Source organism: Dyella jejuensis (genome assembly GCF_044904675.1).
Lineage (GTDB): Bacteria > Pseudomonadota > Gammaproteobacteria > Xanthomonadales > Rhodanobacteraceae > Dyella_B > Dyella_B jejuensis.
In genome coordinates, this window is sequence record NZ_JADIKJ010000012.1 from 1 (window position 1) to 24,396 (window position 24,396).

The 24,396-nt window shown below is 62.9% G+C and carries 14 protein-coding genes, 1 pseudogene and 1 riboswitch; of the genes and pseudogenes, 13 read left to right on the top strand and 2 right to left on the bottom strand.

Annotated features, from left to right (window positions below):
* Positions 1–154 precede the first annotated feature (154 nt).
* From ISP15_RS11120 to ISP15_RS11135, 4 genes are all read left to right on the top strand, one after another.
* Positions 155–316, top strand: coding sequence for an MBL fold metallo-hydrolase (locus ISP15_RS11120; protein ID WP_404547398.1), 162 nt, complete (start codon positions 155–157; stop codon positions 314–316).
* Between the two features lie 793 nt (positions 317–1,109).
* Positions 1,110–1,225, top strand: a riboswitch (SAM riboswitch).
* A gap of 80 nt (positions 1,226–1,305) precedes the next feature.
* Complete coding sequence (metX, locus tag ISP15_RS11125; protein ID WP_404547399.1) at positions 1,306–2,352, top strand: homoserine O-succinyltransferase MetX; 1,047 nt, start codon at positions 1,306–1,308, stop codon at positions 2,350–2,352.
* A 3-nt stretch (positions 2,353–2,355) separates the two neighbouring features.
* Positions 2,356–3,564, top strand: a complete 1,209-nt coding sequence (gene metB, locus ISP15_RS11130) for a cystathionine gamma-synthase (RefSeq protein WP_404547400.1) — start codon at positions 2,356–2,358, stop codon at positions 3,562–3,564.
* Positions 3,561–4,646 carry a homoserine dehydrogenase family protein gene (locus ISP15_RS11135; RefSeq protein ID WP_404547401.1) on the top strand — a complete coding sequence of 362 codons (1,086 nt, stop codon included), beginning with the start codon at positions 3,561–3,563 and terminating at the stop codon, positions 4,644–4,646. Before metB ends, ISP15_RS11135 begins: the two co-directional genes overlap by 4 nt.
* 38 nt (positions 4,647–4,684) lie before the next feature.
* Here ISP15_RS11135 and ISP15_RS11140 read toward each other — a convergent pair whose 3' ends face one another.
* The gene (locus ISP15_RS11140) at positions 4,685–6,346 is read right to left on the bottom strand and encodes an APC family permease (RefSeq protein WP_404547402.1); all 1,662 of its coding nucleotides are present in this window, start codon (positions 6,344–6,346) and stop codon (positions 4,685–4,687) included.
* Positions 6,347–6,561: 215 nt separating this feature from the next.
* Here ISP15_RS11140 and metF point away from each other — a divergent pair, with 215 nt between their 5' ends.
* From metF to ISP15_RS11185, 9 genes and pseudogenes are all read left to right on the top strand, one after another.
* On the top strand, positions 6,562–7,386 hold the full coding sequence (metF, locus tag ISP15_RS11145; RefSeq protein ID WP_404547403.1) for a methylenetetrahydrofolate reductase [NAD(P)H]: 825 nt from the start codon (positions 6,562–6,564) through the stop codon (positions 7,384–7,386).
* A 31-nt stretch (positions 7,387–7,417) separates the two neighbouring features.
* Positions 7,418–8,017: a DUF4124 domain-containing protein gene (locus ISP15_RS11150; protein ID WP_404547404.1), complete on the top strand. Its 600-nt coding sequence runs from the start codon at positions 7,418–7,420 to the stop codon at positions 8,015–8,017.
* Positions 8,018–8,080: 63 nt separating this feature from the next.
* On the top strand, positions 8,081–8,998 hold the full coding sequence (locus ISP15_RS11155) for a branched-chain amino acid transaminase (protein WP_404547405.1): 918 nt from the start codon (positions 8,081–8,083) through the stop codon (positions 8,996–8,998).
* 128 nt (positions 8,999–9,126) lie between these two features.
* Complete coding sequence (gene lexA, locus ISP15_RS11160; RefSeq protein WP_404547406.1) at positions 9,127–9,747, top strand: transcriptional repressor LexA; 621 nt, start codon at positions 9,127–9,129, stop codon at positions 9,745–9,747.
* Positions 9,747–10,352 (top strand): annotated as a pseudogene (imuA, locus tag ISP15_RS11165) (translesion DNA synthesis-associated protein ImuA); the annotation flags it as partial. The gene lexA and the pseudogene imuA, both read left to right, overlap by 1 nt.
* Positions 10,353–10,775: 423 nt before the next feature.
* Entirely contained in the window at positions 10,776–12,176 is a 1,401-nt protein-coding gene (locus tag ISP15_RS11170; RefSeq protein WP_404547408.1) for a Y-family DNA polymerase, read from the top strand.
* The gene (locus tag ISP15_RS11175) at positions 12,173–15,256 is read left to right on the top strand and encodes an error-prone DNA polymerase (protein ID WP_404547409.1); all 3,084 of its coding nucleotides are present in this window, start codon (positions 12,173–12,175) and stop codon (positions 15,254–15,256) included. The genes ISP15_RS11170 and ISP15_RS11175 overlap by 4 nt, the downstream gene beginning before the upstream one ends.
* 30 nt (positions 15,257–15,286) lie before the next feature.
* Positions 15,287–15,874 carry an alpha-ketoglutarate-dependent dioxygenase AlkB gene (locus ISP15_RS11180; RefSeq protein ID WP_404547411.1) on the top strand — a complete coding sequence of 196 codons (588 nt, stop codon included), beginning with the start codon at positions 15,287–15,289 and terminating at the stop codon, positions 15,872–15,874.
* 427 nt (positions 15,875–16,301) lie between these two features.
* On the top strand, positions 16,302–16,796 hold the full coding sequence (locus ISP15_RS11185) for a hypothetical protein (RefSeq protein WP_404547412.1): 495 nt from the start codon (positions 16,302–16,304) through the stop codon (positions 16,794–16,796).
* A gap of 73 nt (positions 16,797–16,869) precedes the next feature.
* On the opposite strand, the gene ISP15_RS11190 is transcribed toward ISP15_RS11185, so the two are convergent.
* On the bottom strand, positions 16,870–24,291 hold the full coding sequence (locus tag ISP15_RS11190; RefSeq protein WP_404547413.1) for an ESPR-type extended signal peptide-containing protein: 7,422 nt from the start codon (positions 24,289–24,291) through the stop codon (positions 16,870–16,872).
* Positions 24,292–24,396 lie beyond the last annotated feature (105 nt).

Sequence of the window (24,396 nt, forward strand, 5' to 3'; positions counted from 1 at the left end):
CCCAGCGATTGCTTGCACCAATCGGCTATATCCCGCCAGCGGAGGCCGAGGCAAACTACTATCGGCAACTCGCGCAATCACGAGCCGCTGAACCAGCATGACTTAAACCAAACAGCCTTCACGAAAGCCGGGGCGGTTCAAAGAGCAGCAGGCGATGCTCGGCGATAGCGTCAAGCCGATCTTCGACGTCGGCCTCGCCGAGCTGGTGGAGCTGGACCACGTGATCTCGCCTGAGATCCGACTCACGCCGCCTTCCATCGGCCACACGCCGGGCCACGTCAGCGTGATTATCAGTCCGAGGGCGAGCGGGCGGTGATCACCGGCGACATATGGCCTACCACCCATGCCAGATGGCGCATCCCGACTGGATGTTCGACGACGAACCGAAGGCCGCCGTACTCACCCGTTCGCGCCTCTTCGACGAATGGCCGACCAGGCGATCCTCGTCATCGATACCCACTTTGCCCCCACTGCCGGCCATGTCGTCCGCGATGGCACAGTCTTCAGGTTTACAGTGTAAGGGCGGCGAGCCCCACGCAACTGCTGTGGACGCCATTCACTTAGGTAGTAGACCGAAAACACTCTTGGTCGGCACGAATCGGGTATTCGTGGTTTCGCACTGCTTAGCTCTGCATTGAGCTTAAGTTGACCGGTAGCGCGGCATTCCGCGTCACCCTCAAAATCGTGCCTGCTGCAGACGGCTTTGTATGCCCCACGCGATCCAATCGAGGCCGAGTTGGGCTGATATGCATGCGTCGAGAGACCAACGGCCGCCACAATGTCTTGGCGATGGGGAAGAGCGGCTAACGTCCGCCTTGGGTCGGAAGCGGATCTCCGCGCAATATAGCCGAGCGGCCTGGCAGCAGCAGACTATTCGCCGCTGATCAGCGCGGGCGGGACGTTCAGCACTTGCCGGAATCAATATTCAACCTGATCGGAATCCGCAAGCCAGAAAGCAATGCTGGCAGGATAACTGCCATCAGCAGCCCAGGATCGAACATATGGCTATTTCACATATGGCCGTAATATCCGGAAAATACGAAGCGTTTGCACGTTTAGACGTCTATACGTCCGTTGACGCAAGAAAAATACAAGGCTATAGTCTTTTCCACTCATCGAGACCGGCTGAGGGACAGGCCCTTTGAAGCCGGGGCAACCTGCGGGATCAAACCTGCAACGGTGCCAACTCCTGCGGAGCGCTTGAGCGCCTACCGGTAGATGGGGTGTCGTCAATGCATGCATGGCATGATTGGCTTGGCGACAACTCTTCCAAGGTTCTCCGCAGGGCGATGCAAATGGAGAACCATGAAGATGCCACAACTTGCCAACTCCCCTTCCGTTGACGATCGCCATACTGCCGTGGTCGTTCCCCTGCATTCGCGTTCCGCGCTCACCGAGCAGTGCAGTAGCCGTCGTCTAAGCTTGCAGCCGACATACGGCGCTAAACCGAGCAATGTGGATGTGCGTTACCAATGGATCGGTGCACCCGATGCGCCCACGATCATCGTTCAAGGCGGCATCTCGGCAGATCGGCATGTTGCAAATAACGGGCAGGGCAAGATGGGTTGGTGGGAAGAATTGGTTGGCCAAGATAAGGCCATCGATCTTGCACATTGCCGTGTGCTGAGTATCGATTGGTTGACGCCAGACGATTACGAAGACAAACCCCGTGCGATTTCCAGTGAAGATCAAGCCGATGCGCTGGCCGCACTGGTCGACGCACTCGGTATTCGCAGTGTCGTCGCTTTCGTCGGTTCTTCCTATGGCGCAATGGTTGCAATGGCGTTTGCTGCACGCCATCCGGGTAAAGTTGAAAAACTCGTGCTGATCGCCGGTGCCCACCGTTCTCATCCCATGTCGACGGCGCAGCGTGCCATCCAACGCCAGATATTGCGTCTTGGACAAGCAACGGGAAAAATCGAGGAGGCGCTTTCCCTGGCACGCCAACTGGCGATGACGACGTATCGTGGCAACGAGGAATTCGCGCGTCGGTTTGCCAGTACGCCAGATTATCGTGAAGGACGATTCCACTTTCCGGTGGAGGAATATCTGCTGCATGCGGGTCGCCGCTTCGTGGAGCGTTTTGATATCGAGCGCTTTCTCGCGCTATCCGAATCCATCGATCTGCATGACATTGTGCCGGAAGAAGTGCTTGTACCTGCCACGCTGATTGGCTTTCCCTCCGATCGTCTCGTTCCCTTTGCCGATCTATGCCAATTGCAGCGTCGCCTGCGTGGCGCGGCCACGCTCGAAGTAATCGACTCGCCCTACGGCCACGATGCTTTCCTCAAAGAAGCCCAGCAACTGGCGCCCCTTTTGCGTCAAGCCATTCCCTGTCCCCGTGGAGCCTGAACCATGTGCGCTGATGACGTAAAAGGAACTGCCGCCAGCACCCGCGCCGTCCGTGCTGGCATTGAAACAGATACGCAGTACGGCGCGGTGGTGCCGCCACTGCATCTCTCTACCAACTACAGCTTTACAGGGCTGGGCGGCAAGCGCGCCTATGACTATTCGCGCAGCGGTAATCCCACGCGCGACCTGCTCGGCAATGCGCTAGCCGAACTGGAACAGGGAGCAGGAGCGGTGGTCACGGCCAGTGGCATGGCTGCCGTCGCGCTGGCATTGGAACTGGTACCTGCCGGATCCACCGTGCTTGCGGCGCACGATTGCTACGGCGGTACCTGGCGTTTGCTCGATGCCTGGGCAAGGAAAGGACGCTTCAAGGTGCGCTTCCTGGATCTTACCGATAGCCATGCGCTCGCCGAGGGACTTGCCGACAAACCATCCCTGGTATGGGTGGAGACACCGTCGAATCCGCTACTGCGTATCACCGACGTGCGCCATGTTGCGCAGGCGGCGCATGCCGTTGGTGCATTGGTAGTGGTAGACAATACGTTCCTGTCGCCGGCGCTGCAGCAGCCGTTGAGCCTGGGCGCGGATATCGTGGTGCATTCGACCACCAAGTACATCAATGGCCATAGCGACGTCGTCGGCGGAGCCGTCGTGGCACGTGATGCGGCGGTAGCCGAACAATTGAAATGGTGGGCCAATTGCAATGGTTTGACCGGAGCCCCCTTTGACAGTTTCCTTACCTTGCGTGGCCTGCGCACGCTTGGCGTGCGCCTGCGGCAACATCAGGAGAATGCGGAACGCATCGCCGGCCATCTCGATCAGCATGCGGCCGTGCGCAAGGTCTACTACCCAGGTCTGCACCATCACACAGGCCATGCCCTGGCTGCGCGCCAGCAGCAGGGTTTCGGCGCCATGCTGAGTTTCGAGCTGCACGGAGACGTCCCGCAAATCGAAGCGTTCGTCAATGATCTGCATTATTTCTCGTTGGCTGAATCGCTCGGCGGTGTGGAAAGCCTCGTTGCCCATCCTGCCTCGATGACGCACGCGGCGATGGCTCCAGAGGCACGCCATGCGGCGGGTATCGCCGATACGCTCCTGCGCCTGTCGATCGGCATCGAAGATGGCGATGATCTGTTGCGCGATCTGGATGCGGCGTTGCAACGCGCAGAGGCCACGGCCGATGGTGTTTCCAAACGGCGGGTGATCGCATGAGCGCGGTGTTGGCGGAAGCATCGGCGGCGCATGCCGCGCTGACTAACCGGAACAAAGTTGCCCTGGTCTTGCTTGGCACGGGCGTGGTGGGTGGCGCCTTCCTCAAGTTGCTGTGCACACCGGTGGCGGGACGACTGCATCTGGTCGGTGCCGCGAACTCACGCAAGCAGCAGACCGATGCGGTGCAACTTGCCGCGCGCGACCTGCGCGATCGACTCAAGCGGGAAGGTGCCGCGCGCGACGATACGGCCTTGTTTTCGGCGCTGGATACTCACGATGCCGCGCTGAAAGTGATCGTCGATGCGACGGCTTCCGCAGAGTTGGCCTCGCGCCACGCCGACTGGCTATCCCGTGGCTATCACGTTGTCACCGCCAACAAATCATTGGCTGGTGGCCAACTGTCGGGTTGGCGTGCATTACAAGCGGCGCGCGCCGCCGGCGGCCGCTATGGCGACGCCGCGACGGTGGGCGCCGGGCTGCCGGTGCTCTCCACGCTGCGCCGCCTTTGCGACTGTGGCGACAGCCTGCTTACGCTGGAGGGCGTGTTCTCCGGTTCGCTTTCCTATTTGTTCAATCACTACGACGGGAGCCGACCGTTTTCTGTCCTGCTGCGCGAGGCACGCAAGCTCGGTTACACGGAACCGGATCCGCGCGCGGACCTCTCTGGCGAGGATGTGGCACGCAAGCTGTTGATCCTTGCGCGCAATGCCGGCTTCGCACTGGGCAGCGATGAGGTGGTAGTGGAAAGCCTCGTACCCGAAACGTTGCGCGACGTTTCCACCGAAACCTTCCTGGAGCGGCTCGAAGAATTGGATGAGCCCTTGGCTGCCTTGCACGAAGCCGCGCGGGCACGTGGCCAAGTGCTACGTTTCCTGGCGCGCATCAATCAACGCGGACGCGCCCGCGTGGGGCTGACGGAAGTGCCGCCTACCCATCCCGCCGCGCGTCTGTACGGCACCGATAATCAGTTTGCGTTGACCACTACCCGTTATCACACGCAGCCACTGGTCATCCAAGGGCCCGGGGCGGGGCCCGAAGTCACCGCGCAGGCTTTGCTGGGCGACATATTGTCGCTTGGCTGATCCGGCTTGCGATCAAGCCAACGGAGCGGGCCGGTACCTCAGCGGTAGACGATGCGTTCGGCCGTTTCTTCATCCGGAGGTATCTGCGGTGCGTCGGGATGCCTGTGCGATTCGGCTTGTGCCGCAGCTACCGACGGTGTGCGCCAGCCGCACTTTACGCCCCATAGATAGAACACCAGGCCGATCACGGCCACCACGACCAGGTCGATGCCATAGGGCAAATAACCCTGGCCGCCAAATGTCGTGCTGCCCGCCCACGACACCGCGGCCACCGTCGGCAGATAGATGATCAACCACACGGCGCCCTTGAGCTGGCGATGAAAATCGTGCCAGCCGGATTTGGCCTGATAGTAGAGATATACCGGCAATGCCACGACCATCAGCAGGATGATCTCGCCGGTGAGCGGCCACTTCGCCCAATACAGCAGCTCGGTTGCCATGATGAAAGCGACGCCGGCGAGTATCGGCAAGCCGGCCACGCGCAGGGGACGATGCAATTCCGTCGCGGTCCGGCGCAAAGTCATCACGCTGACCGGGCCGGTGAGATAGGAAATGATCGTGGCGACCGAGATCACTGCTGCCAGCGTGCCCCAGCCTCGAAAGAAGAACAGGAACAGGAACGACACCACCAGGTTCAGCCACATGGCCGGACGTGGAACGCCCCACTTCGGATGCACATGGCCGAGGATTTTCGGCAGCGTGCCGTTGCGCTCCATGCCGTAGATCATGCGGGCGGTAGTGGCGGTATAAGTCATGCCGGTTCCGCTTGGACTGATGAAGGCATCCACATACAGCAGCATCGCCAGCCAGTGCAGGTTGACGATAATGGCCAGTTCGGCGAACGGCGAACGAAAATCGATGCCGTGCCAGCCCGCTTTCGCCAGCATGTCCTGCGGCACGGCGCCGATATAGGCCACCTGCAGGATCACGTACACCACCGTCGCCAGCAGGATCGAGCCGACAATCGCAAAGGGGATGCTCTTGCCCGGATTGCGCGCTTCGCCGGCAAGGTTCACCGGGCTTTGGAAACCATTGAAGCTGAAGACGATGCCCGCGGTAGCGACCGCGTTGAGTACGGCGGCGAAATCGATGGCATGGCTGCCGCCGTGGATGCCTACCGAAAAATTCTCGCGATGGAAGCCACTGGCGATCAACGCCAGGCCGGTTGCCGCCGGCACGATCAGCTTGAACGCCGTGATCATGGTGTTGGAGTGCGCGAACAGTTTCACGCTCCAGAAATTGAGCAGGAAATAGATCACCACCAATACCGCGGCAATGACCAGGCCAGTATGGCTCAGCTCGCCCTGTCCGGCGGTGACGTGATACAGATCCTGCGCCCAGCGCCAATGCCAGGAAGCCATGTACTGCACCGAAGCTTCAGCCTCGACCGGAATCACCGAAACGATGGCGATCCAGTTCGCCCATGCCGCGATAAAGCCGACCAGCGAGCCATGCGAATAGTGACCGTAGCGCACCATGCCGCCGGATTCGGGAAACATCGCGCCGAGTTCCGCATAGGTAAGCGCGATGGTCATGATGATCGCCGCGCCCAGCACCCATGCCCAGACCGCGCCCGGGCCGGCCAGGCCTGCCGCCTTCCATGCGCCGAACAGCCAGCCGGAGCCGATGATCGAACCCAGGCCGGTAAGCATCAGGGCAAATGGCCCCACATCGCGGCGAATGGCATTGGTAGCAGACATCAAGCACTCCCTGAAGCGAAACAGATGGTCGCCCAGGAGCGACACAATCCGGCGATGATGACAGCCCGCGCAAACAGTGTCAGCCCATCCCCTGGCCCGGCGGCACGTATCGGAAGCCGCTTCCATGCAGTAGGCAGATTAGCCGGCGTACATATATCGCTTCATCGAGAATAAGAGATATATACTTGGCCGACCTGCCGCCAAGGACCTGTGCAATGCCGGCCATCAGCTTCGAATTCTTCCCTCCCAAGACCGATGAACAGCGCGCTCAGCTCGACCGGGCGGCAAAAGAACTCAAAGCGCTCAAACCCGAATATGTCTCGGTTACTTTCGGCGCCGGCGGATCCACATTGAGCTACACCAGCGAGACCGTGGCGCGCCTGCATCGGCAACACGGGCTGGACGTCGCGCCGCATCTTTCCTGCATGGGCGGTACCCGCAAGGAAATCGCCGAGCTGCTCGACGCCTATCGTGCTGCCGGCTATCGCCGCATCGTGGCCCTGCGCGGCGACTTACCCTCGGGCATGGCCACGCCGGGCGATTTCCGCTATGCCGCCGAACTGGTGCGTTTCATCCGCGAGCACAGTGGCGATCACTTCCATATCGAGGTGGCGGCCTATCCGGAAATGCATCCGCAGGCCGAGGATGTCCACGCGGACCTGCGTCATTTCAAGGCCAAGATCGACGCCGGTGCAGATGGCGCGATCACGCAGTACTTCTTCAACGCCGATGCCTATTTTCGGTTTGTCGACGACGTGCATCGCCTGGGCGTATCCGTGCCGGTAGTGCCCGGCATCATGCCGATTTCCAATTACGCCCAGCTCAAGCGGTTTTCCGAGGCATGCGGCGCGGAAATCCCGCGCTGGATCGCCAAGCGCATGCAAGCGTATTACGACGATGTCGAATCGATTCGTTCGATGGGGGCGGAAGTGGTGGCGCAGATCTGTCGCCGCTTGCTGGAAGGCGGCGCACCCGGCTTGCACTTCTATACGCTCAATCGCGCGAAAGCGACGCGCGCGGTGCTTGATCAGCTGCACTGATCCCTTTCGCGCATCGGGCTATCCTGCCCGGATGCGTATATGGACCCTGCTGTTGCTGCTGCTATGGCCGCTTCGCGCCGCTTGGGCACAAGGCGATATCCACCGTTGCATGGGCGCGAACGGCATTCCGGTCTTTACCGACCGGGTCTGCTCCGACGTAAACGCTACGCCGGTCATGCCGGCGCCAACATCGAGTGCCGCGCAAGTTGCCGCTGATCTGGCGCAGCCTCCCGCAGTGCTTTGCGCAGCGGACCTGGCCCAGCTCAAGCAAGCCATCATTGATGCCTTCGCGGTACGCAAGCCCAATCGCCTTGCCGGACTGGTGCTATGGGATGGTGATGCCAAGGCGGGAGTCGTGACGGATATCCGTCTTTTCAGCCGCTTGATGGCCCAGCCACTGATCGATGTAAAAGCTGTATCGTCGTCGGCGCCCGCGTCATCTTCTTCGGCGTCCGGCGACGACGATGCGGATTCCTCCGAACTTTCCCCGTCTGCCGCGTCCACCTCGACGGCTGGTGGCGAAGCGGTGCTGGTGCAAACCGAGTCCGACGATGGCAGCGGGGCGACCCAAACAACTCGCTTCGACGTGGTCCACCATGCCGGATGCCTTTGGCTGCACCCGCAATGGTGAGTGCTTTTCAGGTGCGTGAAACCCTCAGGCGCTATTATGGGCGGTCCTCAACGGAGAACTCCCATGGCCATGCAGTACCCCGAATGGATCTGGCAGAACGGCGAAATCAAGCCGTGGAAAGAAGCCACCGCACACGTGATGTCACACGCCCTGCATTACGGCTCGTCAGTGTTCGAGGGGATACGCAGCTATGTCACGCCGGAAGGTGCGGCGATCTTCCGTCTTACCGATCATCTCAAGCGCCTGTACCAGTCGGCCAAGATCTACGACATGGCACTGCCTTACTCGCAGGATCAACTGGCTGCGGCCTGCCGCGACGTCATCGGCAAGAACGGCCTTAGCGCGGCTTATCTGCGCCCGGTGGCCTATCGCGGCCTGGGCGGTTTCGGCCTCTCCGCGGAAACCCCGATCGACGTGGCCGTGGCGGCCTGGCCGATGGGCCCCTACCTCGGGCCGGAGGCGCTGGAAGTGGGTATCACCGCCTGCGTCTCCAGCTGGCAGCGGTTTGCGCCGAACACGATCCCGGCCGGTGCCAAGGCCGGCGGCAATTATCTTTCCGGCCAGCTGGTCGCGCGCGAAGCGCGGCGTCTGGGCTTTGGCGAGGGCATTGCCCTGGCGGCCAGCGGCTTGCTCAGTGAAGGCGCGGGCGAAAACCTGTTCCTGGTCTTCGATGGCGTGCTGCACACCACGCCGGCCAGCGCATCGATCCTTACCGGCATCACCCGCGATACCTTGAAAGTGCTCGCGCGCGAAGACGGTTTCGAAGTGGTGGAACGCGATATCCCGCGTGAGTACCTGTACCTTGCCGACGAAGTGCTGATGTGCGGTACTGCCGCCGAAATCACCCCGATCCGCGAGATCGACGGCAAGCAGGTCGGCAGCGGCAAGGCCGGGCGCATCACGCGCCGCCTGCAACAGCTGTATTTTGGCCTGTTCGATGGCAAGACCCAGGACAAGTGGGGTTGGCTGGAGCCTGTCTGACTCCAGGGATGGATAAGAGGGCGAAAACTCGCCCGCAGCCATCGAATACGCCTGCCTCCTCGGCCATGTGCTCCTCAGATTTGGAGCGCCACTTCATTTTCACCAAAAAAGGTGAAAAGATGTGAGCCATGACCCTTCAGCTCACCAGCCGCCAATCCAACATCCTCGCCTTTATCCGGCAGCGCCTGGAACAAGGCGGGGAGGCGCCCACGCTGGAAGAAATCGGCCAGGCCATGGGCCTGCCAAACGTGAGCGCCGTGCTCAAGCACGTGCGTTCGCTGGAGGCGAAAGGGCGCCTGGTGGTCGAGCCGAATCGGGCGCGTGGCGTTCGCCTGGTGCAAGAAGCCGATCCACTCGCGGCCGATACCCTGGAATTGCCGCTGGTCGGCCGCATCGCGGCAGGCGAGCCGATCTTTTCCGAAGCGCGCGTGGAACGCAGCCTGCGGGTGTCGCGCTGGCTGTTCCGCCTGCGTCCGGATTATCTGGTACGGGTCATCGGCGATTCGATGCGCGACGAAGGCATCCTGGATGGTGACCTCGTCGCCGTGCATGCCACGCCGGTCGCCCGGCACGGACAAGTGGTGGCGGCGCGCGTGGCGGGTGAGCGCTTCACCATCAAGCGGCTGTACTGGAAAGACGAAATTATTCGCCTGCTGCCGAACAGCCCCGGCTACCAGCCGATCGATCCCGATCCCACCGAAGACTTTGCCATCGAAGGATTGTTTGCGGGTCTCGTGAGGGGCGGCTGATGGGGGCGGTGGTAGCCCTGTCCCACTTGCTGGATGCCCGGCAAGTCTGGCGCGGTCGCGCCGAGCTGCCGCCCGCGGGCGCACAGCCGACCGGCTGGCCCCTGCTCGATGCCGCGTTGCCAACACGCGGCTGGCCGGAAGCCGCGCTGACCGAAATCCTGCTGCCGGCCGATGGCATCGGCGAACTGCAACTGGTCTTGCCGACCTTGGCGCGGCTGACGCAAGGCCAGCGCCCGGTCGTGCTGATTGCACCGCCCTATGCGCCCTGCGCGATGGGCTGGCGGCAGCAGGGCGTGAACCTGCAGCGCGTGGAGATCGTCGACGCGGACGAAAAGCAGCAACTGTGGGCTACCGAACAATGCCTGCGTTCCGGTAGTTGCGCCGCCGTGCTGGCATGGCCGCGACAGGCGGACGACCGTAGCCTGCGCCGCTTGCAAGTGGCGGCCGATACCGGGCGTGCGCTGGCTTTCGTATTTCGCGATGTCCGGCATCTGGCCAACGCATCGCCCGCTGCATTGCGGCTGGAACTCACAGCACAGCCGCAGCCATCGATCCGGGTACGGAAATGTCGCGGCGGGGTAGTGCCTGCGCAGCCCATTTCCTTGGAACAAAGGCATGCTGCGCGGCGTGCCTCGCCGGCCTTACCGCCTGAGCCTTCCTTCCCGCGATCGCAGGAATCCATGCTGTTGCTCGACCAGGCGGCCACCAGCGGAAATGACGTTGCAAGGGTTCGCCCAGACACTTCGATACGAATGACATCCTCTTCCATCCGAAGAGAGGCCAGGCGTGAGCGGGTGCTCGCAGGATGGCTGCTGAGTGCTGATAAATCGCCCGCTACCGCTGCATGGATAGGGAGCGAATCGCAAGCAGGCATGTGTCATGCCGAACGGCCGCTCACCCTGATCCATGTGCCATTCGCACGGCAGGGCGAGCGTGACGTATCGCCCATGGCGTTGGCCTTTCCTGAAAGCAAGGGAGAAGCCATGCCGATTTTTTCAACCGCCTCGGCTGGCTGATGGTTGCCGCCTATGTTGTGGGCATGCTTTGGGTTGCCGCATCTGGCGCTGGATGGCGTCCTGCGCACTCGTGCCGATAAAGGACCGCTGGTGCTCGTGGATGGCCCCGCGAATGCGCGGCATATCGTGGCGGCCAATGCGGCGGCACGCGAAGTGGGTCTGCATGCCGGCCAACGCCTGACCGCTGCGCAAGCATTGCTCGCGCACTTCGAGATGATCCCTTACGACCCCGCGGCAGTCGATCGCTGGCAACGTTTCTTGGCGGGCATGGCGTATCGCTACAGCTCGCAAGTGGCATTGTTGCCGCGTGCGATCGTGCTGGAAATCAGCCGCAGCCAGTGCCTGTTCGGCGAGTGGCCGGTCTTGGAAAGCCGCTTGCGCAGCGATCTTCTCGCGCTGGGCTTCCAGCATTGCCTTGCCGCCGCGCCGACACCGCATGCGGCCTACGTGCTGGCAGGCATGCGCGACGGGCAGGCGGTCTTGACGCAGGAAACCATGCGCCACGCGCTCGAGGCCGTGCCCTTGAGCAAGAGCCGGCTGCCGGAACATGCGATGGATGCCTTGCCACGCATGGGTATCCGCCGGCTGGGCCAGTTGCTGCGCATGCCGCGCGACAGCCTGCAGCGCCGCTTTGGCGCCGAGCTGCTGCAAGCCATGGATCGTTTGCTGGGCCGCGCGCCGGCCGAACTCGCGTTATACGTACCGCCCGATGCCGTGGACTGGCGCATCGAGCTATCGCATGAAGTGGAGAACATCGCGGCGCTGGTCTTTCCGCTGAAACGCATGATGGGTGATCTTGCGGCCTATCTCTCAGGACGGGATGGCGGCGTGCAACGTTTCGTTCTGCACCTGGAACATCGCGAAGGCAAGGCCACCGAAGTGCCGGTCGGCATGCTCTCGCCCGAACGCGATGCCGGCGTGCTGTTCGAGGCAGCGCGCGGTCGCCTGGAACAGATACGGCTGCCGGCGCCGGTCATGTCGTTGCGCCTGATCGCGGATGATCTGCCCGGCTTCACACCGGCCGGTCGCGACCTGTTCGACGAACGTCCCGCCAACGCGCTGCCCTTCGAGCAACTGCGCGAACGCCTGCGCGCACGCCTGGGCGATCATGCGGTGTATCGCTGGAGCACCACGATCGATCCGCGTCCGGAGCATTCGCAATGCCCCTCCATGCAGGGCAACGATTACATCGAACCGCATCCGCGTCCGACCTGGTTGCTGGAGCGGCCCATGCCACTGCATGGCGCGCTACGCATTCTCGCCGGTCCCGAACGGCTGGAAACCGGCTGGTGGGATGGCGATCCGATGCGTCGCGATTACTACCTGGTGGAAACCTCCAGCGGGCAACGCGCCTGGGCCTTTTGCGCGCCGGATGAATCCTCCGGCTGGATGTTGCACGGATGGTTCGCATGACCGATTACGTCGAGCTGCATTGCCTGTCGGATTTTTCCTTCCAACGCGGAGCGTCCAGTGCGCGCGAGCTGTTCGAGCGCGCCACCGATTGCGGCTACAGCGCCTTGGCCATTACCGACGAATGCTCGCTGGCCGGCATCGTGCGCGCCTGGGAAGCCTCCCGCGATACGAAAATGCCGCTGATCGTCGGCACCGAAATCCAGCTTGCCGACGGTCCCAAGCTGGTGTTGCTGGCGGAAAACAAACAGGGCTATACCTCATTGTGCCGCCTGATCACGCAGGGACGCAGGGCTTCGGAAAAAGGCAGCTATCGCTTGTCCATCGCCGATCTGGCCGATGGCGCTCCTGGCGCCCTGGTGCTGTGGATTCCCGGACGCGAACCGGACAGCCAACATGGCGCATGGGTGAAAAGTACGTTCGGCGATCGCGCCTGGCTGGCCGTGGAATTGCACTGCGACGGCGACGATGCAGCGCGTCTGGCCGGGCTTCAAGCCATGGGTGATCTACTGCAATTGCCATGCGTGGCGAGCGGCGATGTGCACATGCATATACGCCGGCGCCTTCCTCTGCAGCACACGATGACCGCCATTCGTCATCGCAAGACCATCGCCGAGGCCGGAAACTTGCTATTCCGCAACGGCGAACGGCATTTGCGCCGGCGTTCGGCGCTGGAAAAGATCTATCCGAAAGCCTTGCTGGACGAAAGCGTGCGCATCGCCAAACGTTGCACGTTCAGGCTAAAGGAAGACGTGCACTACCATTATCCCGCCGAACTGGTGCCGCACGGCCATACCGCCATGCAATGGCTACGCCACCTGGTTGCCGAAGGTGCCGCACGGCGTTGGCCGCATGGTGTGCCGGCTGATATTGGACCCAAGATCGAGCATGAGTTGCAGCTGATCGAAAAGAAGGAATACGAAGCGTTCTTTCTCACGGTCGAAGACATCGTGCGCCATGCCCGCAGCAAGAACATCCTTTGCCAGGGACGCGGCTCAGCCGCCAATTCCATCGTGTGCTTTGCCTTGGGCATCACGGATGCCGACCCGGCGAAGATCGATCTGCTGGTGGAGCGCTTCATTTCCGTGGAGCGCAATGAACCCCCCGACATCGACGTGGATTTCGAGCACGAGCGCCGCGAGGAAGTCATCCAGTATGTCTACGGCAAATACGGGCGCGAGCGTGCCGCGCTGGCGGCCACGGTCATTTCCTACCGTTCCAAAAGCGCCGTGCGCGACGTCGCCAAGGCCTTGGGTCTTCCCGCCGACCAGATCGACAAACTGAGCCGCATCTTTGCCTGGCGCAACGGTGGCGAAACCCTGCACGCACGCCTGCGCGAACAAGGTTTCGACCCCGATACGCACGTGATGCGCATGCTGATCGGCCTGACCGTGGCATTGCTCGATATGCCGCGTCATCTGAGCCAGCATGTCGGCGGTTTCGTGATTCACAACGCACCGCTGCACGAACTGGTGCCGGTGGAAAACGCGGCCATGCCCGATCGCACCATCATCCAGTGGGACAAGGATGATCTGGACACCATGGGGCTGCTCAAGGTCGATTGCCTTGCGCTGGGCATGCTGACGTGCCTGCGCAAATGCTTCGATCTGGTACAGAACCATCGCGGCAAGCGATTGAGCATCGCCACGATCAAGCCTGACGATAAAGCTACCTACGAGATGATCCAGCGTGCCGAAACCATCGGCGTCTTCCAGATTGAAAGCCGCGCGCAGATGGCCATGCTGCCGCGCCTGAAACCCGCCAACTATTACGATCTGGTGATCCAGATCGCCATCGTGCGGCCCGGGCCGATCCAGGGCGATATGGTGCATCCTTATTTACGACGTCGGAATGGAGAAGAGAACGTCCATTACCCATCGGATGAACTCGAGCCCGTACTGAAACGCACGAAGGGCGTGCCGCTGTTCCAGGAACAAGTGATGAAGCTGGCGATGGTGGCGGCCGGCTATAGCGCGGGCGAGGCGGATGAACTTCGGCGTGCCATGGCGGCATGGAAGCGCCATGGCGGCATGGAGAAACATCGCGAACGGCTCATCGCCGGCATGACCAAAGACGGCAAATATGCGCTGGAATTCGCCGAGCAGATTTTCAACCAGATAAAAGGCTTCGGCAGCTACGGTTTTCCGGAAAGCCATGCCGCCAGCTTTGCCAATCTTGTCTATGTCAGCAGCTGGCTGAAATGCCACGAGCCGGCCATCTTCGCATGCGGTTTGCTCAACGCCCAGCCGATGGGTTTCTACGGTCCGAGCCAGATCGTGCAGGATGTACAGCGGCGAGGTGTCCGCGTGCGGCCGATGGATGTGCGCTATAGCGATTGGGATTGCACGCTGGAACAGGATGAGCGCAGCAAAGACGGACTGGCGTTGCGCCTGGGACTGCGCCAGTTGCGCGGTTGCCGGGAAGATGTGGCAGGGCGGATTTCAGCAGCGCGTCAAGCGGGAGCCTTCCAGGATATCGCCGACCTCTGCACGCGCGCGGAACTGGATACCCGGCATCAAGATCTGCTGGCCGATGCTGGCACCTTGCGCGGCCTGGCCGGGCATCGCCATCGTGCGCTATGGCTCGCTTCCGGCGTGGAGACGCAATTGCCGTTGTTCGATCGCGCCAGTCCGCGCGAGCAAAATGTCGTGCTGCCGCCGCCCACGGCGGTCGAGAACATGACAGCCGACTACGCGCACAGCGGATTGAGCCTGGGCTTGCATCCGTTGAAATTGTTGCGCGGCCGGGTGCGTGCGGATGGCTACGTGGATTCGCGCACCCTGCAGAAACTGCCGCATGCTTCCCGGGTACGTACCGTGGGCCTGGTTACCCAGCGCCAGCAGCCGCAAACAGCCAGCGGTGTCACCTTCATCACGCTCGAAGACGAGTTCGGCTGCGTGAACGTGGTGGTGTGGAAACACATCGCACAAGCCCATCATCGGCCCTATCTCGAAGCACGGCTGCTGGCCGTTGAGGGGCGGTGGGAAGCCGTCGATGGCGTCAGTCATCTCATTGCACGACGACTGCGCGATCTCAGCGGCATGGCCGCCGATCTGGACGTGCGTTCTCGGGATTTCCATTGAGCCATCCAAGGCCCCTGGCGGACGAATCTCATGCAAACGCTACTATTCGAACAAAGCGTGCAACGGATTGCCGACGACACCACCGGACCGATCATTTATCAAACCGGCGTGATATCGCCTGCGCTGGCGACCAGCTGGTTCGATGCCTTGCGCGAACACGTCGACTGGCATGCCGGCGCGCGCATGATGTACGAGCGCATGGTGGATGTGCCGCGCCTGCATCGCCATTACGCGCTCGACGACCCGTCCCTGCCCAAGGCGTTGCGTGCGGCATGCGCAGTGGTCAAAAAGCAGGTGGGTGCACCTTTCAACAGCATCGGCCTGAATTGCTATCGCGACCAGCACGACAGCGTCGCACCGCATAACGACAAACTGCACGAGCTGGTTCCGCATCAGCCCATCGCGCTGCTATCGCTGGGCGCCACCCGAACCATGGTCATCCGCCGCAAACTCCCGCCACATTTGAAAACCGAACTCGAACTTGAGGCGGGCAGCCTGTTGTTGATGGGCTGGAATGCGCAATTGCACTACGACCATGGCATTCCCAAGTTGCGGCGGCCGGTCGGGCCGAGGATCAGCGTGGCGTTCCGGGTGAGGCCGGGCAGGGGCGTTGCATGAAGCGATTACGGAGTAGCGCTTTTTTCTCTCCCCCCGCGGGGAGACAGTTGGAGTGAGGGGCAATCGAAGCGAATTCCCTCCCATGCCAGGCCGGCTGCTGCCATGCGTACAACTACAGCGGAGGTTCAATGACAGCCCGCGCACCAGCCTGTTCCAGCTCCCGGCGGTCGCTAAAAACCCCGCCACACGTCGATATCCTTCACGCCATTGGCCAGCGCATATTCCGATATCGAAACGGCGATCGACGACCATGACCTGCCACTTGTGCCGCCGCGCCGAAGTCGGCCAGTGCGACAGCGGCGCTCATTGCAGCCTTTCCGCCATGCAGAAACGGCGGACCAGGTCGTGGAAGTTTGTAATGTCGGCAATTTCAGCGCCTTTTCGCGCATAATCGACCCGACGAAACGTTCTGGGGATAAGGTATTGCATGAGCGCCGGCGCGACAGAAAACATCGATCGTTTTGAGGTGCGCTGGGTGTTCGGCAGCATCGGCGATGCACTAAGGCAGCGGATTGTCGCGTTCTGGTTGAAGGAAGGCGCGCTGCCACATGCGGATGAAGCGTGGCGTCGCGCGTTTGAAGTCGCTTGCGTGCTGGTGGAGGGCGAGCGCGAGGATATCGCCGGTGTTTGCACTGTGGCGATACGCATGGACGAACATGGCCGCTCTTACGGTTTCGTGCGCATTTTCATCCGCGCGGATAGCCGTTTCGTGGGTCTGAACGTCCGTCTGATGGAACGCATGCTGGAGGGCTTCATCGCACTCGCGCGCGAACCCGGCGCGCCGCAGCGACTGATTGCCACCATCGAGAATCGAAAGATCGAGCGCCGCGCCGCGCAACGCATTCTCGCAAGACTGGGTTTTGTGAACGTCGGCACCGCGCCGAATGGCGAAAGGGTGATCGAGCGCAAGCTGACGGCGTAAGCGCCAACTCGCTTCTTCTGCTTATGTCGGGTACGTCGACACATCCTTGTGTCGATGTTCCGCCGGTGGTTACTTAGAACTGCTTGGTGAAGCCCGCGCTCAAAGCGTTGTCGCTCAGGTGATTGGCGAACTGGCCCTGGTAATCCAGGTACAGGCTCCACGACGTACCGGACTTCGCGGTGATGCGCGCACCCACGGTGGCCATGCCGCGGCCGAGGTTGTCGGCGGGCATTGCGAACACGGTGCCGTCCTGCGACGTTTCCTGCACCACTGGCGTATTGCCGCTGCGCGTGTCGTAGCGATAGCCAACGTCGAACTGCGGTATGTAACTGATACCTTGTGCGACGAACGCATGCGTGAACGAGACCTGCGCATACGGTTGCAACGTGTTGTACGTGGCGTGTGCGCCATCCACGGCGAACGCGGTAGCGAGCGGGCTGGTGCTCGGCACTGTTTCGCCGAAGGCATCCAGACTCTGATGCTGGTAGAGCGCACCCGCGGCCGGCGTGATCTGCCACTGCGCCGCGGTCAGGGGCCACGCGGCTTGCAGCGCAGCCGAAGTCGTGCTGCCATCAGGATCGGCAATGGCATGGCCGATGCCGGTCGCGCGATACACTCGATAGCTACTGTGCGCTTCATCGATCATGCCGGAGAACACTACGGAGCCTGCGTCGGCAAACGCATACAAGCCGCCATGCACGTTGTCGATGCTGCCGTTGCCGCCATCGTGATCGCTGCCGTTAATGCGGTCGTAGCCCGCTTCCACACCGACGTGCGCAACATCGGCCACAGCGTGATCCCAGCCGCCCTGCAGTCCGAACGTCGTGCTGTTCAGGCCGTTACTGCCCGAGAGCGAATCGGCGCCGCCGCTGTATTGCATCCACAGGCCGCTGTTGCACGACGAGTTGACGGTGTTGGTGTGCATCGCATCGGTTGAGCCGCATGCCGTATTGGTAGGACGCAGCGTTGCACCGAGCACCGTGACCTGCGATTGCTGTCCGACCAGCTCGGCGGCACGCATCAAGTTTGCGTACAGGTCACCGTCGTGCGGTTGGATAACGGCAGGTGGCGGCGTCGGCGTTCCTGCTGCCGACAATGTCAGGGCAACCGCCGTTGCACCATACGACACCTTCGAATCAAGCGTGGTGGGTACCGAGCCTGTCGAGTTTGTCGTCGCGAATGTTCCGCTTACCGCATTGGCCTGCAACAGCGTGTATGACGTGCTGGTATAGGTGCCGGGTGCGTAAACCAGGTTCAACGTACCTGCGAGCATGGCGTTGCCATTCACTGCCAGCTCGGACGCCTGCGTCGGTGTCACATCGACCTGCAGCGTTGCATCGGCGTTCTGCGTGTAGTTGCCGTTGATCGTCAACACGCCAACCGAGCCGCCCGGCCATACCGTGCCATCACTCGTGACATTGCCATCGATCGTACCGTGGCCGCGCAGTGTGCCGCCTGCGTCCACCGTCACGTTGCTGGCGATGGATGCGCCGGTATGCGCGCTATCGCCCACTTCCAACGTACCGGCTTGCACAGTCGTGCCGCCGGTGTAGGTATTTGCGCCGTCGAGAATCAACGCACCGCTGCCGACCTGCGCGAGGCTGCCGGTGCCGCTGATCACGGCGCTGTAGGTAACGGTATCTGTGCGGTCGAATGCCATCGCACCATTGTTCGTCACGTTGCCGCTCACCATGCCGGAGGTTCCATTGTTGGCTACCTGCAATACGCCGCCGTTGACGACAGTGGCGCCGCTGTAGGTGTTGTCGCCGGTCAAGGTGATTGTGCCAGTGCCATCCTTGGTCAACGAACCGCTACCGCTGATCACCCCGTCGTAGACGCCATTGGTGGACTGGTCGAACGTGAGGTTGGCGCTGCCACCACTTACCGGTGCGAGCGTCACGTTGCCGACGATGCTGGTAGTGTTACCCACCAATGTGCCGTTGGCGATCGTCCACGATTGGCTTGCGTTGCCGGTGCCGCTCAACGTCCACGTACTGGTGCCAACCTTGATGCCATTCGCGAAGCCCTGCAACGTGTTCATGTTGAAGCTTGCGTTAGTCGCACCAGCGAGTTCGAGTGTGTCACCACCATGGGTGTTACCGCTGGTGCTGACGATATTGCCGATGAACGTGTAACCGGCCTCGACCACCAATGTGTTGCCGCCACCGCTGAAGTCCACGGCATCTGCTTGCACGTTGCTCGCGCTCAAGCCACCGGCGATGGTGCCCAAGTTGATGACGGTGGCGCCGCCTGTTGCAACGACGCCCGCGCCACCCGCGCCACCGACGCCATCGCTGCCCGCCGCGCCGCCATAGTTGCTGGTGTTGCCTTGCGTGCCCGCGATGCCGCCGTTACCACCGGTGATCTTGCCGGTATTGGTGAGCATAAAGCCCGAACCACTGATGCCTGCACCACCGTTACCGCCATTACCGCCGTTGCCAGCCACACCACTGGCATTGGAGCTCAAGCCCCCCACGCCACCTGCGCCGCCATAGCCGCCGTTGATCGTGCCGGCATTGGTAAGGGTGAAGGCGGTGCCGCTGACACTCGCGCCGCCTACGCCGCCGTTGCCACCGTTGCCCGAAACAACAGTTGTGCCGGGGATGTTGCTACCTGCACTGATGCCACCGAAATAGCCCGCGCCACCGATGGCGCCGTTACCGCCCTCTATGTAACCCGCGCTGGTATTGGTGAGCATGAAGCCATTACCCGTGACGCCCGCACCACCAGCACCACCCAGCCCGCCGTTACCGCCGGCGCCACCCGCGCCACCGGTACCGTTCTGCGAAACGCCGCCGAAACCGCCGCGACCGCCGTTGCCGCCGAGGCCACCGTAGCCGCCGGCAATTGCACCGTTGTTAGTCAGGGTGAAGTTGGACCCCGTAACGCCAGCACCGCCTGCGCCGCCCACACCACCGTTGCCGCCTGCGCCGCCGCTGCCGGCCGAACCACCCGCCGGTGTCGGACCGCCATGGTATGCACCCACGGCACCGCCCGCACCACCGTATTGACCTCTGCCACCGTTGCCGCCGATCCCCCCTATGATCAGCGCATCATTGATAAGCGTGCTCAGGCCCGTAGCGCTAACACCCGCACCGCCCGCGCCGCCAGCACCGCCATTGCCACTGGTGCCGGCATTGGCACCCGTCAAGCCCGCCTTGTCGCCAGTACTGGCGTATTTGCCAGCACCGCCAGCGCCACCCTGACCACCTTGAGCACCGGCGCCGCCTTGACCGCCGTAAATGCCACCGGAGTTGTTGAGCGTAAATGCCGAGCCGCTGACACCCGCACCGCCGTTGCCGCCATTTCCTCCGGCGCCACCATTGGCTCCAGCGCTTGCATATTTACCGTTTAGGAAGCCACCAGACCCGCCAGGGCCGCCGGCACCTCCGGTTCCTCCCTGTCCACCCGTGCCACCGATGACCGCGTTCTGATTATTCAGCGTAAAGCCCGAGCCGCTGACGGTATTGCCGCCTGCGCTACCCGCGCTACCCGAAGTGCCGGCAGTCGAGCCGACGCCGCCCGAGGTTCCTGCGTAGCCGGCACTGCCGATAATCTCGACGTTCGTTTGAGCGGTACCTACCCCCAAGGTCGTGCCCGATGACATGACGAAACCACCGGCAAACGCCGTGCCGGTCAAATCCAATTCGCCGTCCTGCACTTGCCACGCTTCATTGAGGTTCGACGAACCGCTGAGCGTCCATGTGCTGCCGCCGGTTTTTTCGTAAGTGGCAAAGCCCTGGTATTGCGCGGCGCTTCCCAATTCGCCGAATGAGGCGCTCAAGCTGGCGCCGGTATTGCCACCCAGGTCGAGCGTGTCGCCACCATTGGTAGTGCCACTGCTGCTGACCACGTTGCCGGCGATGTTCGAGCCGGCCTCCAGCACCAGCTGGTTGCCACCGCCGCTGAGGTCGATGGCGTCGGCCTGCGTGTTGTTGCCGCTCGTACCACCGCCGACCATACCGTTGTTGGTGATCGTGGAGCCGCCAGTCGACACGATGCCGACGCCGCCAACCGCACCTGCGCCGCCGCTAATGGTGCCGCTGTTGGTCAGGATGAAATTCGAGCCACTGACCCCTGCGCCACCGCTCACACCGTCGCCGCCTGCAACGTTGCCCGCGTTGATCAGCGTGAAATTCACGCCAGTAACGCCCGTGCCACCGTTCCCGCTCGTGCCGCTCGCGCCAGCTGAACCAGACTGGGAGCCACCGTAGCCGCCCGCGCCACCCGCGCCAGCAGAGCCACCATTACCTCCAAAAATGCCGCCATGGTTGTTGACGACAAAACCGTTGCCGTCGATACCCGCGCCACCGTCACCCCCGTTTCCGCCCGCGCCGCCAGTACCAGAAACGCCGCCGGAACCGTTGAAATTGCCACCGCCGCCAAAACTGCCCACACCACCATTGCCGCCCGCGCCACCTATTACGATGGCGCCGTAGGCGTTGTTGATAGTCAGTCCGCTGTTGGCGGAGACGCCGGCCCCGCCTGCGCCACCGCTGCCACCCGCACCGCCAACGCCACCAGCGCCACCGCTGGGATTTCCCGGCCCTGAAGCATCGCCGCCAAAACCGCCACTGCCGCCCGTGCCACCGGCGCCACCGTTGGCGCCAGCCACTGCTGCATAGTTGTTCAGGGTAGCCGCTGCATTGGATGCATAGCTGGCCACACCCGCACCACCGGCGCCGCCTGCGCCGCCCTGACCACCCGCACCGCCGGTAGCGCCGCTGGAGTCATAGGAGTGACCGCCCGCCGCGCCGTTGCCGCCCGTGCCGCCGTCTTGTCCCATGCCACCGACAATCTGGCCGTTATTGGTGACGGTGAATCCTGTGCCAGCGACGCCCGCACCGCCGCTGCCACCTGCGCCTCCGACACCGGCCACACCCGCACTGCCGCCCGACACCGAGTTGCCAGATGAGTTGCTATAGCCGCCCGCGCCGGCAGCGCCACCGGTGCCGCCCATGCCACCAGCACCACCTTGGACAACATTATTGTTGGTCAACGTGGATGAGCTCGCGTCGATACCTGCGGCGCCATTACCGCCCGCACCACCGGCCCCACCGTTGCCACCCGTACCACCACCCATGACGCCAGACGCATTCTGGTTGGCCGAACCACCGTAGCCACCGGCCCCGCCACTACCACCGTTGCCGCCATTTCCACCGACAACCTCACTGTTGTTGATGAGCGTCAGCTGGGACCCGGTAATACCGGCACCGCCCGCGCCGCCGGCGCCGCCAATGCCGCCCGTGCTTCCGGCCGTGGTCGTGTTGTTCGCATACCCTCCGGCTACGCCGGCACCGCCCGCGCCGCCGGCCCCACCGACACCACCGGCTGTCAGGCCAGCATTGGTCAGTGTAAATAGAACGCCAGCGACACCGCTGCCACCTGTTCCACCAGTGCCGCCGTTGCCGCCTGCACCATTGGCGCCCACACTGTATTGGCCGGCACCAAACTGGCCGCCATTACCGGCGTTGCCACCGTCTCCACCGATGCCGCCATTGATCGAGTCGGCGTTGGTTACCGTAAACCCGGAGCCGGAGATACCGCTACCGCCCGCGCCGCCGTTGCCACCTGTGCCACCCGCAGCCCCGTCGCTGCCCTCACTGTACTGGCCGCCACCCGCGTTGCCGCCCCTGCCACCGTTGCCACCCACACCACCGGCGCCACCCTTGATGGCGCTGTAATTTACAACCGTGAAATTGCCGCCCGTCACGCCATCACCGCCGTCACCGCCGACCCCGCCGTCACCGGCATTGCCGCTGTTGGAGGTGGGGCCATAGGTGGGATAGCCACCGCCTCCATTGCCGCCGCTGCCGCCGATACCGCCCGCACCGCCGACCCCGCCGGAGATGGTGCCTGCTTGGTTGTTGTTAAGGGTGAAGCCGGTGCCGCTGACGCCAGCGCCAGCGGCGCCGCCAGCGCCACCCATGGCGGCGTTTCCACCGGATGCGGCGCCGATATAGTTACTCTGTCCGTTACCGCCATTGCCACCATGGCCGCCCACACCGCCTGCACCACCCAGAACGGAGCCATAGTTAGTGATCGTGGAGCCGGTCCCCGCCGAAATGGCCGACTGGCCGAAACTCCCGACCCCGCCTGCCGTACCGGCGCCACCGTAGGGACTCCTCACGTATCCGGCCGAACCGTTCGTACCGGCGTTGCCAGAAGTACCGCCGCTACCATTCACGCTGATAGCGTTGCTGCCGTTCCCGATGACAAGCGCCGTTCCCGCTGCCATGAGCACGCCGCCACTGAGGACGGTGCTGTTACCTTGCAGGCTTAATCCGCCCGCCTGGATTAAAAACCCCTCGCTGATATTCACGGCACCGTCGAGTGTCCAGGTACCCGAGCCTGTTTTCTCGTAATTATTGAAGCCCTGGTATTGCGCGCCGCTGCCGTATTCGCCGATCGAGCCGGTGATCGTGCCGTTGCCGCTGCCGTCGAGGTCGAGCGTGTCGCCACCGTTGGTGACGCCACTGCTGCTGACGACATTGCCGATGATGCTTGAGGTGGGTTCCAGAACAAGCAGGTTGCCGCCACCGCTCAGGTCGATTGCGTCGGCCTGCGGGCCATTGCCGCCAGCAACGCCGCCGGCGATGGTGCCGCTGTTCACGATGGTGGCATGGCCGGTAGCCATCACGCCCGCGCCACCGCTGGCGCCGCTGCCGCCGGTGATGGTTCCGGCGTTGGTAAGGGTGAAACTGGATCCCACTACGCCCGCGCCACCGCGGCCAGCGCTGCCGCCGCTGCTGTTGCCGTAGCCATTTCCGCCATTACCGGCCGTGCCACCGGTGACGGACGCAGTCACGCTTAAATTCAGCGATGCGCCGGGAGTCGCGTAGACACCCGCGCCACCACCACCGCCGCCGCCACCGCCGCCGCCGCTCCAGCCGATATTGCCATTGGCGCCAGCTCCGCCGTTGCCGCCGGTGACGCTAACGCCACCCAACGTAGTGCTTCCCGTTGCCACGAGTCCAACGCCACCACCACCGCCGCCGCCGCCCCCGCCGTTGTAGCTTCCGCCGCCGCCACCACCACCACCGCCCATACCCTGGGTCGCCGGGGAACCGCCGGCACCGCCGCTGCCGCCGCGTTCCGGGCTTCCGCCAGCGCCGCCACTGCCATGGGCGCCCTGCCCATTGGCGCCACTAGCGTAATATCCCCCGCCGCTGCCACCGGAGTTGGCGTAGGCACCGGAGACCACCGCGCCCGTGCCGCCCGTGCCGCCTCGCGCGTATCCAGGAGTCCCGCCGGTGGCGCCGCTGGCACCGCAGATGGAGCTGCCGCTCGGCGTGCAGGTCTGTGCCATCGCGGGCGTCACGATCGCCGCAGCCAGGGCGACACTCACCGCGATCGCCAGCAATCGCGATTTCAGTTCCGGCTTCGATGCCGCCTCTGCGCCACCCGCTACGCCACCCTTGGCGTTCACCAGTTCCGAAGCGACCTGCATGACGCCGAGTGTGCGGTTGAAAACGATGCGATAAATGCGATTCACGCTGTGTCCCCTGTTACTTGTTATTCGTTTGATTTATGTGTTGTGGTTAGACGCTTGCTTGTGCGTCCCAGAGCAGCAGGCAAGCGGCCTTCGATCTGGAAAAGG

Excerpts from the sequence above, each read along its gene's own strand:
- ISP15_RS11120 (WP_404547398.1), top strand. The coding sequence starts at position 155 with ATGCTCGGCGATAGCGTCAAGCCGATCTTCGACGTCGGCCTCGCCGAG.
- metX (WP_404547399.1), top strand. The coding sequence starts at position 1,306 with ATGAAGATGCCACAACTTGCCAACTCCCCTTCCGTTGACGATCGCCAT.
- metB (WP_404547400.1), top strand. The coding sequence starts at position 2,356 with ATGTGCGCTGATGACGTAAAAGGAACTGCCGCCAGCACCCGCGCCGTC.
- ISP15_RS11135 (WP_404547401.1), top strand. The coding sequence starts at position 3,561 with ATGAGCGCGGTGTTGGCGGAAGCATCGGCGGCGCATGCCGCGCTGACT.
- ISP15_RS11140 (WP_404547402.1), bottom strand. The coding sequence starts at position 6,346 with ATGTCTGCTACCAATGCCATTCGCCGCGATGTGGGGCCATTTGCCCTG.
- metF (WP_404547403.1), top strand. The coding sequence starts at position 6,562 with ATGCCGGCCATCAGCTTCGAATTCTTCCCTCCCAAGACCGATGAACAG.
- ISP15_RS11150 (WP_404547404.1), top strand. The coding sequence starts at position 7,418 with ATGCGTATATGGACCCTGCTGTTGCTGCTGCTATGGCCGCTTCGCGCC.
- ISP15_RS11155 (WP_404547405.1), top strand. The coding sequence starts at position 8,081 with ATGGCCATGCAGTACCCCGAATGGATCTGGCAGAACGGCGAAATCAAG.
- lexA (WP_404547406.1), top strand. The coding sequence starts at position 9,127 with ATGACCCTTCAGCTCACCAGCCGCCAATCCAACATCCTCGCCTTTATC.
- ISP15_RS11170 (WP_404547408.1), top strand. The coding sequence starts at position 10,776 with ATGTTGTGGGCATGCTTTGGGTTGCCGCATCTGGCGCTGGATGGCGTC.
- ISP15_RS11175 (WP_404547409.1), top strand. The coding sequence starts at position 12,173 with ATGACCGATTACGTCGAGCTGCATTGCCTGTCGGATTTTTCCTTCCAA.
- ISP15_RS11180 (WP_404547411.1), top strand. The coding sequence starts at position 15,287 with ATGCAAACGCTACTATTCGAACAAAGCGTGCAACGGATTGCCGACGAC.
- ISP15_RS11185 (WP_404547412.1), top strand. The coding sequence starts at position 16,302 with ATGAGCGCCGGCGCGACAGAAAACATCGATCGTTTTGAGGTGCGCTGG.